The organism is Pseudalkalibacillus sp. A8, from assembly GCF_045920555.1.
Lineage (GTDB): Bacteria > Bacillota > Bacilli > Bacillales > Fictibacillaceae > Pseudalkalibacillus.
The window spans coordinates 4,084,450-4,099,240 of sequence record NZ_CP174509.1 but is presented as its reverse complement, the minus strand read 5'-3'; the positions used below and the strand labels follow the sequence as shown (position 1 = coordinate 4,099,240).

The window sequence follows — 14,791 nt, the reverse complement described above, 5'->3', positions numbered from 1 at the left end:
TTTAATACTTTCTTCAGTATAAGCGTACAAGCTGGTCACTTCGGAAGCAACATTCCGCACGAAGGAAAAGCATTTGCTTTTTCGAGTAACTAAGGCTCAGCTTTCATCAAGGTCTTGCCAAGTTTTCTTTATACCTCATGACATAAGGGCAACTACTCTTCGCGGAAAGGGAGGTGAGTTTCGCAAAAATATACAATTACATTTAATAGAGCCATATGGAAAATTTAGGAGGACCCGAGTTGATTTGAAAATATCTTGTCACGGGGACACCTTTCTACTATCATTATATCTAAGGATAATTTTACAATTCGACTAAACATGACATTATATAAAGCGAAGTTTATCGATATGGGGTTGGTTAAATGCGTTGTCCAAATTGTCAAAATAATGGCACCAGAGTGTTGGATTCTCGCCCGGTCCATGGCGGGCGTTCGATTCGCAGACGCAGAGAGTGTGAAAAATGTAATTATCGGTTCACCACTTTTGAAACAGTGGAAGAGATTCCTCTTGTGGTTGTAAAAAAAGAGGGTACCAGAGAAGAATTTAACCGGGACAAGCTGTTACGTGGTTTGATCAAAGCTTGTGAAAAACGTCCGGTACCGCTTGAAGTTTTAGAGGAAGTCGTAAATACTGTCGAAAAAGATTTACGAAATGATGGCTCTTCGGAAATCCAAAGTAAAGAAATTGGTGAACGTGTAATGGACCATTTAGCAAAGATTGACGAAGTAGCTTATGTCCGATTTGCGTCTGTTTATAGACAATTCAAGGATATCAACGTATTTATCGATGAACTGAAAGATCTATTAAAACGAGAGAACGAGTAAAGAGCTTACATATACATAAGCTCTTTTTTCACTTACAATTAAAGAAAGTATAAAATCCTTTCTTCAGAATAGCGCAACTATGCTCTATTAACTCGATTATTGAATGATAAAGGTGAAGCTTATGCAAAATCATTGGAAAGAATTACTTCCTGTCGATCGCTTTCAAGTATATAGCAGGGGAAGGATACAAGCTGAAGAATTGAAGATGGTCACCCTGTTATATCAACCATTGGTAGGTGCAAAAGCATATAGTCTATATATGACTCTTTTCAGTGAAAACCTAAATGGAATGACTTCTCACCATACATTGATGAACCAGACGCAAATGAATATGCAGCAGATTTTTGAAGAACGAAAAAAACTTGAGGCAATTGGACTTTTAAAGACATATCGTAAACGAATTGACGAGGACCGGATTTTCATATATGAACTACAACCGATACTACAACCGGAGCAATTTTTCAAGGACGATGTGTTAAGTGTCTATTTATATGGACGTTTGGGTAAGCAAAGATATCTTGAAGTAAGGAACCGGTTCGTCATGAAAACAGAACAGCATGACGAATTCGATGATATTACGGCTAGCTTTAATGATGTATTCTCATCATTACATGCATCGGAGATCAGAGCAGCGACAGACTCCGAAATCCACCAGTCCATTTCTAATTCTAATGATCAAACTGGAGATCTTACAGGCAGTGCTCCGAACTTTTCCGAAGACGATTTCGATTTCAATGTACTTGAACGGGACTTGAGCAGCTTCATTATTCCTTCAGAAGTTTTGACAGATGGTATTCGTGAATCCATTCATCGCCTTGCGTTCATTTATCAAATATCTCCGCTTGATATGAGTAGTATCGTCCAGCAGGCTTATTTCCGGGATGAGCAACTTACCCCGTACTCTTTAAGACAAGAGGTACAGCGTTGGTATAAGATTGAAAAGCCAGGGCAATTGCCACGATTAAGTGAACGAAGTCAAACGAATACCCCGATTCAAAAGAATAAGGGAGATTTATCACCCGAGGAAATGATGATAAAGACCTTCGAGACGATTTCACCACGTGCATTGCTTGAAAAATACAGTGAGGGAGGCCGTGCTGCTAGTGCCGACCTTAAGCTGATCGATTCCATCATGTTCGATCAGAAGCTTTCAGCAGGCGTCATCAACGTACTGATCGATTATGTATTGAATACAAACGATATGAAATTGATCCACGGTCATGTTGAAAAAATCGCAAGCCAGTGGAAGCGTAAAAAAATATCCTCTGTCAAAGAAGCGATGGAACTGGCTAAAGCAGAGCATAAAAGTTATCAAGCCTATCAACAAAAATCAAAACCGAGCAGGCCGGCTCAACAGAAGAATGTCAGAAAGGACAAACTTCCTAAATGGATGGATTCACCTAAACCAGATAAAGAAAAACAACAGGTTTCAGAAAACGATGAAAAATGGCTTGAAGAATATTTGAAAGGTCTATAGGGGGTGCACAACGTGAAATCCATATCAGAATCGATGAAAAGTTTTACCGAACGTTCAAATGTAGAAAGAGAATTAATCGAAGTGAAGAAAAAGGTGTTGTCGCATCCCGACTGGAAGGCGTTTCATCGAGCAAATCCAGAAGTGACGATAGAAATGATCAACAAGAGTCTTCCGAGATTAGTGGAGTTTATAGAAGGAACCAGGAATTGTAAAGGATGTATGGATCTGAAGAGTTGTCGAAACATGATCAAAGGATACGAGCCCCAGTTGTTCATAAACGGTCAGATCATCGATGTAACTTACAATCGCTGTCCTAGTAAAGTAGCTAACGATGAGATGGAAAGTTTACAATCGTTGATCAAAAGTTATTTCATCCCGAAGGATATCCTTGCTGCCACGTTTGATCAATTTGATAAAAAGGACAAAGAGAGGTATCAAGCGACATTGAATGCTGCAGAGTTTGTAAAAGCAGTCTCTAGTCCTGAAGGCTCGTCTCAAGGTCTCTATGTACACGGAGAGTTCGGCGTAGGAAAGACCTTCCTCATGGGGGCAATGGCAAACGCCCTGGCTAAAAAGAACATCCAAACGATACTTGTGTATACTCCTGACTTTTTTAGAGAAATGAAATCATCAATTGGGGATCAGACAGTAGATGAAAAGTTGAATGTGATCAAAAAAGCACCAGTATTAGTCCTCGATGATATCGGTGCTGAAACGATGTCTAGCTGGATACGAGATGAAGTATTAGGTTCGATATTACAGCATCGCATGATGGAGAAACTCCCGACATGCTATACGTCAAATTACGATTATGAGGAACTTGAAGGTCATCTCGCCTATTCTCAAAAAGGCGGGATTGAACAATTGAAGGCGAAGCGTATTATGGAACGGATCAAACATTTTACAACTCCAATATCGCTCGGTGGAGAAAATCGACGTCAAAAATAAATGGAACAGGCTCTGTCATACTTATAGGACAGAGTCTTTTCCTTTTGACAGCTTTCGTTAGAATAATCTTTCTTGATGTTCATATATTGTAACAATGATTGTGGACAAGGAGGATTAAGGTTGGTTACGATTCACTTTTTGGATGAAAAGGAAGGACATTATTTGTATAAACGAATCAATAAATTACTCAATAACCAAAACATATCCAACCGGTCGACTCCAATAAGGCTTCAATATACAGATGAAAACACATTGGAGATCGATTTAGATCACCGTGATCCGGTCAGTGACATGTTGAAGCCGACGATTTTACTTTTCTTAGCGAAGCATATCATACGAACGAGGGAAGATGCCTGGATATTAAGAATCCTGGAGAACAACTTTTATTTTACGGATATAGATGAACAACTTCAGATCCTATCCATTGCTCAGTCTCTTATCGAAGGAAATTCTGAAAACATCCCCTTAGTCAGTAAGTTCCCATCAAGAGAAGATATGATCGTCGATGCATTGGAGGACTTTTTTGACTCTGAAATGATCTTTTCCTATGAATCTTTTTTGCAATTCCGCTTGAAACCATATCGGGAACTATTAACAAAATATATTGAATGTGCGATAGATGAATTCAAGTACGAACAGGAGTACCAGGATTTTATCAATCAATTGCGTCAATTCGTCAAATCAAGGGTTTCTTTGTTTTCGACTGTTCATCTTAAGCATGAGCGTAATCAGTTCAGGATTTATAATGAACATTACTATGAGTTGACTAAACAAGATATTGAACAGCTTACGAAGGGTAAAGGGAAAGCCCATTTGCAGTCCATAGCTTCGGATTTGCTGAAAATATTGATCGAAATAGCTCCAGAAAGAATTTATCTGTATACCGATGTTGAAGATGACTCGATGAACCGTACCATTCAGAATGTCTTCCAGGAACGTGTCCGTATCCTTCCTAACCGTAAGTTTTCAGTTAACTAGCAAAATTTTATATTTGGTATTTTTAGGCTTGATTTTCTTTGGTAGACTGCATATAATACTACATAACAATCAACAATACCAAAGTAATGACGAGGATATGAGTCTTTTGATACTGGTTTCCAGAGAGAAGAGAATCAGCTGAAATCTCTTCACCAAGTAAAAAGTACTTACCACCTCTGAACTTCAACGGAGAAATTATAAGTAACCGTTGACGGTAAATGACCGTTAAATGATACCAAGCGCCGACATGTAATGTTGTCGGAACGAGGGTGGAACCGCGAGCAAACACTCGTCCCTTTTCCAGGGATGGGTGTTTTTTTAATTCCATTTTATTTGACGGAAAAAGTGTTTTTCTAGTTTGCGCAAAGCTAGTTGACTAACGTTGTATTAAATAATGTAGGAGTGTGAACGACCATGTCTAAGGTGAAAATTACTTTTCCGGATGGAGCAGTCAAGGAGTTTGATAAAGGCGTTACAACAGAAGAGATCGCCGCATCAATCAGCCCAGGCTTGAAAAAGAAAGCCATCGCTGGAAAACTTGATGATCAGTTGCTCGATCTACGGCAACCGATTGAACAGGACGGTACGATTACAATCGTCATGCCTGACTCTGAAGAAGGGCTTGAAATCATCCGTCACAGCACAGCTCATTTGATGGCACAAGCAATCAAGCGTGTGTTTTCAGATCAGAAAGTAAAGCTTGGTGTAGGGCCGACTATTGAAAACGGGTTCTACTATGATATTGATATGGAGCACCGCCTCACTGAAGAAGATTTCCCTAAGATTGAAAAAGAAATGAAGAAAATTGTGGATGAAAACCTTGAAATCACTCGTGAGGAAGTGAGTCGGGAAGAGGCAATCCGTCGATATGAAGAGCTCGGAGACGAACTTAAAGTCGAGTTGGTCGAGGCGATTCCAGAAGGAGAAAAGATCACATTCTATCAGCAGGGAGAATTTTTCGATCTTTGCCGAGGTGTCCATGTCCCGCAAACAAGCAAACTAAAGATTTTCAAGTTGATGAACATCTCTGGGGCATACTGGAGAGGTGATAGCGATAATCAAATGCTTCAACGTGTTTACGGTACAGCGTTCAATAAAAAATCAGAGCTTGAAGAGCATCTGTATTTCCTTGAGGAAGCGAAGGAACGTGACCACCGTAAACTAGGAAAGGAATTAGAGATTTTTACAATATCACAAAAGGTCGGTCAAGGACTGCCGATCTGGCTTCCTAAAGGCGCAACAATCCGCAGAGTCATCGAACGTTATATCGTCGATACTGAAGTAAAGCTTGGCTATGATCACGTATATACACCCCATCTTGGCAGTGTAGAGCTTTACAAGACTTCCGGTCACTGGGACCATTACCAGGAGGATATGTATCCTGCAATCGAAATGGATAACGAACAGCTTGTTCTCCGTCCGATGAACTGCCCGCACCATATGATGATTTATAAAAACGCATTGCACAGCTACCGTGATCTACCTGTTCGTATTGCTGAGCTCGGCACCATGCACCGCCATGAAATGTCTGGAGCACTTGCAGGGTTACAACGTGTGCGCTCCATGACATTGAATGATGCACACATTTTCGTAAGACCTGATCAGTTGAAAGAAGAATTCATCCGAGTCGTGCAACTTATTCAGAAAGTTTACAAGGATTTCGGAATCACTGACTACAAATTCCGTCTTTCCTATCGTGACCCTGAAGATAAAGAGAAGTATGTCGATAATGATGAAATGTGGGAAAAAGCACAAGCCCTCTTGAAAGAGACAATGGAAGACATGGACCTGAATTATGTGGAAGCGGAAGGCGAAGCAGCCTTCTACGGACCGAAGCTTGATGTCCAAGTAAGAACTGCCCTTGGAAAAGAGGAAACGCTCTCCACCGTACAGCTTGACTTCCACTTGCCAGAACGTTTTGATCTTATTTACAAAGGCAGCGACGGCCAAGACCATCGTCCGGTTGTCATCCATAGAGGTGTCGTTTCAACAATGGAACGCTTTGTCGCCTTCTTGATTGAAGAATACAAAGGTGCGCTTCCTACTTGGTTAACGCCAGTCCAAGCGAAAATCATCCCTGTTTCTGGGGTGCATATGGACTATGCCTATAAAGTGCAGGAAGAACTGAAGTCGAACGGTTTCCGTGTCGAGGTCGATTCCCGTGAAGAGAAGATCGGCTATAAGATCCGTGAAGCACAAATGCAGAAAGTCCCTTATATGCTCGTAGTCGGGGACCAGGAAATCGAGTCCAACGCTGTCAATGTACGGAAGTACGGCGAGCAGGATTCCGAAACTGTTTCACTTGAGAGCTTCAAAGAAAGTCTTAAAGCAGAAATAGAGCATAGTTAAATTAAGAGAGAGATGACTGTACTGAATCGGTCATCTCTTTTTTCTATGAGGGCATTGTGAATGTTGATATTGATACAACTTGCTTCATTCGAAATTCTCGACACTCAAGCGGGAAAAGCGAGACGGGCGAGATCCCGCAGCGATTTAAGGATCTTCGAGTATAATAATGAACTTCGACTAAATACCACCACGTCCTGTGGTGAATGTCGAAGTCAGTACATCCTGTACAAGTACGTCCTGCGCCTGCGGTTACTCGGCGCAAAACTACAAGGATGGAATGTAAGTCCGTGGTCTTGTGGTGACGGCGAAGCCAGCATAAGGAAAGCTTCTAAGAATTCTCATCGCAGATACGAAAATAATTTCATTTTTATGTTGAGATCCATGTGCAAGTGAGGAGGCTCACGGATCGCCCGCGGAAAGGAAGGAATTTCGCAGAAATCAACAATGAAGAATAACAGTGCCTTTATATTACCCCTTGATTTTTTTCCTGAAATCAATTACGCTATATAGGTTGAAACGAAGCCATAGTGTTGGCTTGACAGCAGTATGACATCGATGATATGATTCTAATGTGAAAATATAATCGTATATTCTTGTAAACAAGCAGAAGCACCCGCTTCTCACCTGATTGGCGTACGATCGTACAGCTGGCAGGTACAAATGATTCAGCTTTCGATAATGATCGGAACCTTTCAGTGTGGGTGTGGTATGCGCCGACGCTTTTTCTATTTGTTTTGTAATAAACATTGAAGTAGATTTGCTTTACTTTACAAGAAAAGATTAGGTTGTAAAAATCGATGGAGGTGGCTCATTATTAGTAAGGACATGATGGTCAACGATGGCATTCGCGCTCGCGAAGTTCGCCTGATTGGCGCCAATGGAGATCAAATTGGCGTAAAATCTCGTCAAGAAGCACTTGAAATTGCAGCAAATGCAAATCTGGATCTTGTTCTTGTTGCACCTAATGCGAAACCGCCAGTGTGCCGAATTATGGACTATGGTAAGTATCGTTATGAGCAACAGAAAAAAGAAAAAGAAGCGCGTAAAAATCAAAAGACGATTACGACGAAGGAAGTTCGTCTTAGCCCGAATATTGAAGAACACGATTTCAACACAAAGCTTCGTAATGCGAGAAAGTTCCTTGAAAAAGGGAACAAAGTTAAAGCGTCCATCCGTTTCCGAGGACGTGCGATCACTCACTCCGAATTAGGACGTGACGTGCTCATGCGTATGGCAAAGGAATGTGAGGATCTTGGAACGATTGAATCCAAGCCTAAAATGGAAGGCCGCAGTATGTTTTTGATTCTTGCTCCAATCGAAAGTAAATAACTTTCAACATTGGAAGGGGATCTTGAACGGAATTTCTTCGAACAAGTAACCAAAGGAGGAACTTTACTATGCCTAAAATGAAAACTCATAAAGGGACTGCTAAGCGATTCAAGAAAACTGGTAGTGGCAAATTGAAGCGTTCACACGCATTCACTAGCCACATGTTCCGTAACAAGTCTCAAAAGCAAAAGCGTAAGCTACGTAAATCTGCACTTGTATCTAGTGGAGACTACAAGCGCATTAAAGACATGATCTAAATTGGATGTTCAAAAGATCACGAATGATAAACTACGAATTTCGGCGTTACTTGGTTTTTCCGGTCCTCATGTAGGACTAGAAGCTACGATACTGCGAAGAATAAACATTGTGCACCTGCGTCTGCATGGTAATCCTGCCGAAGAAAGCTTCCTCGGTGCAAGGCAGCAATGACTTTCAAGTTAGTAGCCTTCCTCAAAACCTTCATACCTTGAACTTCTTGTTTCTGATTCGTCGACTTTTGAACCCGTATTGAACTTATCAATTACTGAAAAATACAGGAGGGATTACAATGCCAAGAGTAAAAGGTGGCTATGTAACACGTCGTCGTCGTAAGCGCGTCTTAAAACTTGCTAAAGGTTATTTTGGTGCGAAACATAAATTATTTAAAGTTGCTCAACAACAAGTATTCAAATCACTACGCTATGCGTACCGTGACCGTCGTCAGAAGAAGCGTGATTTCCGTAAATTATGGATCACACGTATCAACGCTGCTGCTCGTGTGAACGGAATTTCATACAGCCGCATGATGCACGGATTGAAGCAAGCTGGAATCGACGTTAACCGTAAGATGCTGGCTGAGCTTGCTGTAAACGATGAAAAAGCTTTTGCTGAACTTGCAAACAAAGCTAAAGATAGCCTTAAGGCGTAAATAACAAGGGGTTGACTAAATGTGGTCAGCCTCTTTTTATATATCGTTGGGTATTAATGGTTCTAGAGCCAGTTTTCACAAAGATTGAAGTTGTAGGCGCTGTTGCCTACTCAAGAGAAGGTTTTTGAGTACTTGAAAATACGAAAATCGGAAAACGAGGTACTCAAAGAAGGGTTTTGACACCCTGAAAATGCGAAATCCTGAAAACGAAGAAGGGTTTTGACACCCTGAAAATGCGAAATCCAGAAAACGGGGTCCTCAAAGAAGGGTTTTGACACCCTGAAAATGCAAAAATCGGAAAACGAGGTCCTCAAAGTAGGCGTCCTAACTCGGCAGGAAGTTTGGAGATGATTTATGGATTCTATAACATCATTATGTGAACTACGGCTGGTAAGGCGTCAAGACAAATGACCATACATGGTCCCATGAGTACGGAGGGACATTCGGTGAAACGGCTGATCTCTGCATTCCGTGCCATAAACAGGTTCTTGCTCTCTTTACGAATGAAGAGCTGTCGACTTTATATCCAGATTTGAAATCCCTTCGTACGAGCGAGCAAATACATAAAGTGGATCAGAAAACAGCCTGCAAGCACCATCCCGGAAACTAAAAAAATCCAATAAGAAGAAAAGGAAGCGTAAACGATGATCATTTACATATTGGTTGTAATTAATTTTTATGGTCTAATCATCATGTTCATGGATAAACAAAAAGCAAAAAGACAGCAATGGAGGATCTCTGAGACACATCTGTGGATCGTTTCCATTATAGGGGGTGCGATCGGGATTCTTGCTGGCATGCAGCTATTCCGTCATAAGACGAAGCACACATCCTTTCGAATAGGGGTTCCGGTTTTGATCATTCTTCAGATCAGTATTTACCTATACTTGTCTGCCAACAGGCAAGGTCTAAGTACGTTCCCCCTCTCATAAATTGTTTATGGGGGGGATGGAGATGGAACAGCATGCAATGCAACTCATCCATTGGCTCGGTGAAAGCGGTGCATTTGCCCCAGTCCTATTTATTTTCTTGCACATATTACGGCAATTTTTATTTATTCCAGTCGGATTCATTTGTATTCTTGGTGGTTTAGTTTTCGGAGTAGTTTTCGGGACGATCTATTCCATCATCGGTGTGACATTAGTCAGTGTCTATTTTTATGCAATTGTAAAATCCTTACCGAAATCCTTCAGCAAAGTCATGAATATGAAAGAAAAATGGTTTGGAAAACGTTCAGAACTCTCAATCGGACAAATCACCATTTTAAGGTTGGTCCCATTTCTTCATTTTCATCTCATCTCACTCTGTATCATTGAGATTGCAAGAAATTTTAAAGACTACACCAAGCTATCCTTATTTACAAATGTACCTTTAGCTATTGTCTATACATCGTTTGGAAGCTGGCTGAACCAATTGACGCTACATTGGATGATCAGCATCCTTTGTATCTTAGCAGTGTTATTTTACGTACTAAGGCGTAAAGAATGGGTTTACAAATGGCAGGATTTCTTTGCGGATGCACGTTGATTTAAGATACCATCATACTCATAAATGCCGGTATGCTCTTTAAAAGGGGGTTCCGGCATTTTTAATGAGAAGAAATCCTTAAGGTCCATGATGTTCCTTGTTATACTGGAGAAAGCATTAGGAGAGGGGAAATACGATGGACCTGGAATTACAACAAATGTATAAGATGCAAAATGAATTAGATCGCCGTATTGAATCCGAAAGAGGATTGGAAAGGGAAGATTTATTGAATGAAAAAATCCTTGCATTGCTCGTCGAAATTGGTGAACTTGCAAATGAAACACGGTGTTTCAAATTTTGGAGCTCGAAGCCGCCTTCAACTAAAGAAGTCATTCTGGAAGAGTACGTGGATGGTATTCACTTTTTGCTTTCGATTGGGTTGATTCTCCCTTATGATGTTCCGGAGTATGCGCGTTTACCAGAAGTTACCAACGAGAATCCTGTCCGTGCTTTCTTGAAGGTCTATGAGAGCGTGACTATATTCGAAAACAATCGAGATGACGTCAATAATTACAATCAATTAATGGAAGACTATCTGATGATCGGACGGATTTTAGGTTTTACCACTGAAGAGATACAAAAAGCTTATTTATCGAAGAATCAGGTGAACCACGCACGTCAAGATCAGGGGTATTAATACACCACGATTAGACATCAGGAGGTTCTTCATGAAAAATTCAGATGAAACACTTACCATGCTCAAGGAATTGACAGATGCAAAAGGAATCTCAGGCGACGAATCAGAACCAAGAGAGGTTATGAAAAAATATATCGAGCCCTATGCTGATGAGGTATTTTACGATAATCTCGGCAGTTTGATTGCTAAGAAAAAAGGTTCCAAAGACGGCCCGAGCATTATGCTGGCAGGCCACCTGGATGAAGTCGGATTCATGGTGACAAGAATCGATGATAAAGGTTTCCTGCGCTTTCAACCTGTTGGAGGCTGGTGGGAACAAGTTTTGCTCGCCCAACGTGTCACTGTCAAAACGAAAAAGGGAGACGTAGTAGGCGTCATCGGTTCTAAGCCGCCACATATCCTTTCACCTGAGGCGAGGAAGAAGCCTGTACCGATTAAGGATATGTATATAGATATCGGTGCTTCCGATAAGGACAATGCCTTGGAATTTGGAGTACGGCAAGGTGATTCCGTCATTCCGTACTTTGAGTTTACGGTCATGAGCAATCCGAAAATGCTGCTTGCTAAAGCCTTCGACAATCGTATTGGGTGCGCAATTGTAATTGATACGTTGAGGCAGCTGAAAAAAATCAAGCATCAGAATACCATTTTTGGTGTAGGCACTGTCCAGGAAGAAGTAGGATTACGTGGTGCTAAGACAGCAGCACATATGATCCAACCGGATATTGCATTCGCCATTGACACGGGGATTCCAGGTGATACTCCAGGAGTGACGGACCGGGACGCTTTATCTAAGCTTGGTGAAGGACCTCAGATCATCATTTATGACGCGAGGACGATTTCTCATAAAGGGTTACGGGACTTTGTCATCGAAACAGCAGAAAGAAATAAAATCCCTTACCAGATCGATACTACAGCTGGAGGAGGTACAGATGCAGGGAATATCCATATCAGTCATGAAGGAGTTCCAGCGATTTCGATAACGATCGCCACCCGCTACCTGCATACGAATGCCTCTATCATACATCGAGATGATTATGAACAGACTGTACGGCTGATGGTAGAGCTTATTAAAGGCCTTGATGAGAAAATGGTACACCAAATCAAACAATCCTGAAATGAAGAAGAGGACCCCTTAATGTGGAGTCCTATTTTTCATGTCTTTCTAATTCTGGTTATTGAAGACCTTCTGCAAGAATTTCAAGTATTTCGGTTTTCTCTGATTCATCAGAGTTCTGCCAGATGATCTCAAAAAGTACTCCGAGACCAGGCAGCATCTTTTCTTCTCCGCTGTTGATCGCTTCAACAATCGTGCTTTCAAGCTCTTCGTGGCTATTTCCAGAAACATTCGCTAAAACTGCTTTTCTTAGATTTAGATCCATACTCTTTTCACCTCTTATTTTTCGTTTAAGAATGATGTGCATAGCATTTGTATATTGATAGTTTTTATCCAGTCGGATTGGATTATGTATGATTATCACGTATAATAGCATTATTATTTTGGATTAAGGAATGAAAAACGATGAATCGAATTACTTCACCTAAAAATGGACGTGTTAAGGAATGGAACAAGTTAAAAAGAAAAAAGGGCAGAGACAAAGCTGGTGCTTTCATTATTGAAGGTCCGCATTTGATTGAGGAGGCTTTAAAGCATAATGCTGAAGTAACCGACTTGATCATCGATGAATCGTTCCGTATTCCATCTAATTGGCATACAGGAAATGTGACGACCTGGGTTGCAGCACCCTCTGTGATCGGGGAACTTGCAGATACAGAGACTCCCCAAGGTGTGGTAGCGATTGTTCAAGTGACAGACAAGGAAATGGAGCTCAGTTCTGATGGTACCTACCTTTTACTTGACGGGATCCAGGACCCAGGAAATTTAGGGACGATTATCCGGACCGCAGACAGCGCGGGGGCTAACGGTGTAGTCCTCGGAAACGGAACGGTGGATCTATACAACAGTAAGGTCATTAGATCGACGCAAGGATCACTCTTTCACTTGCCTATCGTAAAAGGAAATTTGCTTGAATTGATTCCGCGAATGAAGGAGAAAGGGATCCAGGTGTTCGGTACTTCTCTCAAGGGCGGCATACCCTATACCTCATCCCAAAAAACGAGCGGTTATGCTCTGCTTTTAGGGAATGAAGCGAACGGTGTGCATGAAGATCTTCTGGCATCCACGGATCAGAATCTTTTCGTACCGATTTATGGACAGGCAGAATCACTTAATGTGGCAGTAGCTACGGGAATTTTGTTATATGGTCTAAAAGTGCATAAATAAGGCGATAATAGTTGCAGGAACTTTTTTGATTCCTTATAATACAGTATAGTTAACTAATAAAATATATTGAAAAATGACGATGATGGAAAGTAGTACATTATAGGTCGCCATTCAGGGAGAGGACGCCATAGACTGGGAGCGTGCTTATGGTAGAGATGATGGAATTCACTCCGGAGTTGCCTTTCGACACTGATCGGATTTTTGATGAGCTAAGATTGTGCCGGGAAACCGTTACATAATGAAGTGAACAGCCTTTTTTGTTTTTTTGCTGTTAATTAGGGTGGTAACGCGATGCCTTCGTCCCTTTCTGGGATGAAGGTTTTTTGTTTTTATGGCATTTTTGCTCCCTATCCTGGCTCTTCCGTGTCGGTAAGGTTTTACATGCAAGCATGACACCCTTGACTCTCCAGAGCCCCATTGCTTGCGCAATAACTTGGATAGGAAATTTTTTAACTTTTTACAGGGTAAGTTTACGAAGATAAGGGAGGAATAAGTTATGAAAGAACGTTTGATGACCCTGCAGGAGGAAGCTGTTGAAAAAATCGAACAGGCTTCTTCATTAAAGGAATTGCAGGATATTCGAGTTGAATATTTAGGTAAGAAAGGTCCAATCACTGAAGTATTAAGAGGTATGGGGAAACTACCAGCTGAAGAAAGACCAAAGATGGGCCAGTTAGCAAATGAAGTAAGAGAAGTCATCACGACAAAAGTTGAATCCAAACAGGAGAAACTTGAAAGGGAAGAACTTGATCGCCAACTGAGTAATGAAACGATTGATGTAACTTTGCCTGGACGGCCGATCCGCCAAGGGAACGCACATCCCCTTACAGCAGTAATCGAAGAAATTGAAGATCTTTTCATTGGTATGGGTTTTTCAGTTGCTGAGGGTCCAGAGGTTGAAACAGACTACTATAATTTTGAGGCGTTGAATCTTCCGAAGAACCACCCTGCCAGAGATATGCAGGATTCTTTCTTCATCACCGAAGACCTCCTCTTACGTACGCAGACGTCACCCGTGCAAGCACGTACGATGGAAAAACATAAAGGGAAAGGTCCTGTCAAAATTATCAGCCCTGGTAAGGTCTATCGCCGTGATACGGATGATGCGACACACTCTCATCAGTTCATGCAGATTGAGGGTCTTCTAGTTGATAAAAATATCCGGATGAGTGATTTGAAAGGAACACTGACACTGTTTGCGCAGAAATTGTTTGGAGAAGAACGGGAAATCCGACTTCGTCCAAGTTTCTTCCCATTCACTGAACCATCTGTTGAAGTCGATGTATCTTGTTTTAAATGTAACGGTGCAGGATGCTCGATCTGTAAGAGGACTGGTTGGATTGAAATTTTAGGAGCTGGAATGGTCCACCCGAATGTACTTGAAATGGCAGGATTCGATTCGAAAGAGTACACAGGCTTTGCGTTTGGTATGGGACCTGAACGGATCGCAATGCTGAAGTACGGAATTGACGATATCCGTCACTTTTATGCGAATGATCTTCGGTTCCTTGAACAATTCAAACGTGCCTAA

At 41.4% G+C, this 14,791-nt stretch carries 15 protein-coding genes and 2 other annotated features; of the genes, 14 read left to right on the top strand and 1 reads right to left on the bottom strand.

All coding sequences use genetic code 11. From position 1 onward, the window contains the following. The first annotated feature begins 362 nt into the window (after positions 1 to 362). From nrdR to ACJROX_RS20995, 12 genes are all read left to right on the top strand, one after another. The gene (nrdR, locus tag ACJROX_RS21050) at positions 363 to 824 is read left to right on the top strand and encodes a transcriptional regulator NrdR (protein WP_408007158.1); all 462 of its coding nucleotides are present in this window, start codon (positions 363 to 365) and stop codon (positions 822 to 824) included. A gap of 121 nt (positions 825 to 945) precedes the next feature. After that, a complete protein-coding gene (locus tag ACJROX_RS21045) occupies positions 946 to 2,301 on the top strand; it encodes a replication initiation and membrane attachment family protein (RefSeq protein WP_408007157.1) in 1,356 nt (451 codons plus the stop codon). Between the two features lie 12 nt (positions 2,302 to 2,313). After that, positions 2,314 to 3,249: a primosomal protein DnaI gene (dnaI, locus tag ACJROX_RS21040; RefSeq protein WP_408007156.1), complete on the top strand. Its 936-nt coding sequence runs from the start codon at positions 2,314 to 2,316 to the stop codon at positions 3,247 to 3,249. 120 nt (positions 3,250 to 3,369) lie between these two features. Next, positions 3,370 to 4,227, top strand: coding sequence for a sporulation protein YtxC (gene ytxC, locus ACJROX_RS21035; RefSeq protein WP_408007155.1), 858 nt, complete (start codon positions 3,370 to 3,372; stop codon positions 4,225 to 4,227). Positions 4,228 to 4,304: 77 nt separating this feature from the next. Beyond that, positions 4,305 to 4,527, top strand: a binding site (T-box leader). A 114-nt stretch (positions 4,528 to 4,641) separates the two neighbouring features. Continuing rightward, complete coding sequence (gene thrS / locus ACJROX_RS21030; RefSeq protein WP_408007154.1) at positions 4,642 to 6,576, top strand: threonine--tRNA ligase; 1,935 nt, start codon at positions 4,642 to 4,644, stop codon at positions 6,574 to 6,576. Positions 6,577 to 7,171: 595 nt separating this feature from the next. After that, positions 7,172 to 7,308: a sequence feature (ribosomal protein L20 leader region), on the top strand. Positions 7,309 to 7,401: 93 nt separating this feature from the next. Beyond that, positions 7,402 to 7,905, top strand: a complete 504-nt coding sequence (gene infC, locus ACJROX_RS21025; RefSeq protein ID WP_221566355.1) for a translation initiation factor IF-3 — start codon at positions 7,402 to 7,404, stop codon at positions 7,903 to 7,905. Positions 7,906 to 7,973: 68 nt separating this feature from the next. Continuing rightward, positions 7,974 to 8,162 carry a 50S ribosomal protein L35 gene (gene rpmI, locus ACJROX_RS21020; RefSeq protein ID WP_225064171.1) on the top strand — a complete coding sequence of 63 codons (189 nt, stop codon included), beginning with the start codon at positions 7,974 to 7,976 and terminating at the stop codon, positions 8,160 to 8,162. Between the two features lie 290 nt (positions 8,163 to 8,452). Beyond that, positions 8,453 to 8,812, top strand: a complete 360-nt coding sequence (rplT, locus tag ACJROX_RS21015) for a 50S ribosomal protein L20 (protein ID WP_408007153.1) — start codon at positions 8,453 to 8,455, stop codon at positions 8,810 to 8,812. Between the two features lie 644 nt (positions 8,813 to 9,456). Then, positions 9,457 to 9,744, top strand: a complete 288-nt coding sequence (locus ACJROX_RS21010; RefSeq protein WP_408007152.1) for a DUF1294 domain-containing protein — start codon at positions 9,457 to 9,459, stop codon at positions 9,742 to 9,744. A 22-nt stretch (positions 9,745 to 9,766) separates the two neighbouring features. Then, positions 9,767 to 10,339 (top strand): TVP38/TMEM64 family protein, encoded by a 573-nt coding sequence (locus tag ACJROX_RS21005; RefSeq protein ID WP_408007151.1) that lies wholly within the window; start codon positions 9,767 to 9,769, stop codon positions 10,337 to 10,339. Between the two features lie 142 nt (positions 10,340 to 10,481). Continuing rightward, positions 10,482 to 10,976: a dUTP diphosphatase gene (locus tag ACJROX_RS21000; protein ID WP_408011720.1), complete on the top strand. Its 495-nt coding sequence runs from the start codon at positions 10,482 to 10,484 to the stop codon at positions 10,974 to 10,976. A 31-nt stretch (positions 10,977 to 11,007) separates the two neighbouring features. Beyond that, positions 11,008 to 12,093: a M42 family metallopeptidase gene (locus ACJROX_RS20995; protein WP_408007150.1), complete on the top strand. Its 1,086-nt coding sequence runs from the start codon at positions 11,008 to 11,010 to the stop codon at positions 12,091 to 12,093. Positions 12,094 to 12,151: 58 nt separating this feature from the next. Here the strand turns inward: ACJROX_RS20995 and sspI are convergent, their stop codons facing one another. Then, entirely contained in the window at positions 12,152 to 12,358 is a 207-nt protein-coding gene (gene sspI, locus ACJROX_RS20990) for a small acid-soluble spore protein SspI (RefSeq protein WP_408007149.1), read from the bottom strand. A gap of 140 nt (positions 12,359 to 12,498) precedes the next feature. Here sspI and ACJROX_RS20985 point away from each other — a divergent pair, with 140 nt between their 5' ends. Both ACJROX_RS20985 and pheS read left to right on the top strand, forming a co-directional pair. Then, positions 12,499 to 13,260 carry a TrmH family RNA methyltransferase gene (locus ACJROX_RS20985; RefSeq protein ID WP_408007148.1) on the top strand — a complete coding sequence of 254 codons (762 nt, stop codon included), beginning with the start codon at positions 12,499 to 12,501 and terminating at the stop codon, positions 13,258 to 13,260. A gap of 496 nt (positions 13,261 to 13,756) precedes the next feature. Beyond that, positions 13,757 to 14,791, top strand: coding sequence for a phenylalanine--tRNA ligase subunit alpha (gene pheS / locus ACJROX_RS20980; RefSeq protein ID WP_408007147.1), 1,035 nt, complete (start codon positions 13,757 to 13,759; stop codon positions 14,789 to 14,791).

Coding starts and splice junctions, on each gene's coding strand:
- nrdR (WP_408007158.1), top strand. CDS start 363: ATGCGTTGTCCAAATTGTCAAAATAATGGCACCAGAGTGTTGGATTCT.
- ACJROX_RS21045 (WP_408007157.1), top strand. CDS start 946: ATGCAAAATCATTGGAAAGAATTACTTCCTGTCGATCGCTTTCAAGTA.
- thrS (WP_408007154.1), top strand. CDS start 4,642: ATGTCTAAGGTGAAAATTACTTTTCCGGATGGAGCAGTCAAGGAGTTT.
- infC (WP_221566355.1), top strand. CDS start 7,402: ATGATGGTCAACGATGGCATTCGCGCTCGCGAAGTTCGCCTGATTGGC.
- rpmI (WP_225064171.1), top strand. CDS start 7,974: ATGCCTAAAATGAAAACTCATAAAGGGACTGCTAAGCGATTCAAGAAA.
- rplT (WP_408007153.1), top strand. CDS start 8,453: ATGCCAAGAGTAAAAGGTGGCTATGTAACACGTCGTCGTCGTAAGCGC.
- ACJROX_RS21010 (WP_408007152.1), top strand. CDS start 9,457: ATGATCATTTACATATTGGTTGTAATTAATTTTTATGGTCTAATCATC.
- ACJROX_RS21005 (WP_408007151.1), top strand. CDS start 9,767: ATGGAACAGCATGCAATGCAACTCATCCATTGGCTCGGTGAAAGCGGT.
- ACJROX_RS20995 (WP_408007150.1), top strand. CDS start 11,008: ATGAAAAATTCAGATGAAACACTTACCATGCTCAAGGAATTGACAGAT.
- sspI (WP_408007149.1), bottom strand. CDS start 12,358: ATGGATCTAAATCTAAGAAAAGCAGTTTTAGCGAATGTTTCTGGAAAT.
- ACJROX_RS20985 (WP_408007148.1), top strand. CDS start 12,499: ATGAATCGAATTACTTCACCTAAAAATGGACGTGTTAAGGAATGGAAC.
- pheS (WP_408007147.1), top strand. CDS start 13,757: ATGAAAGAACGTTTGATGACCCTGCAGGAGGAAGCTGTTGAAAAAATC.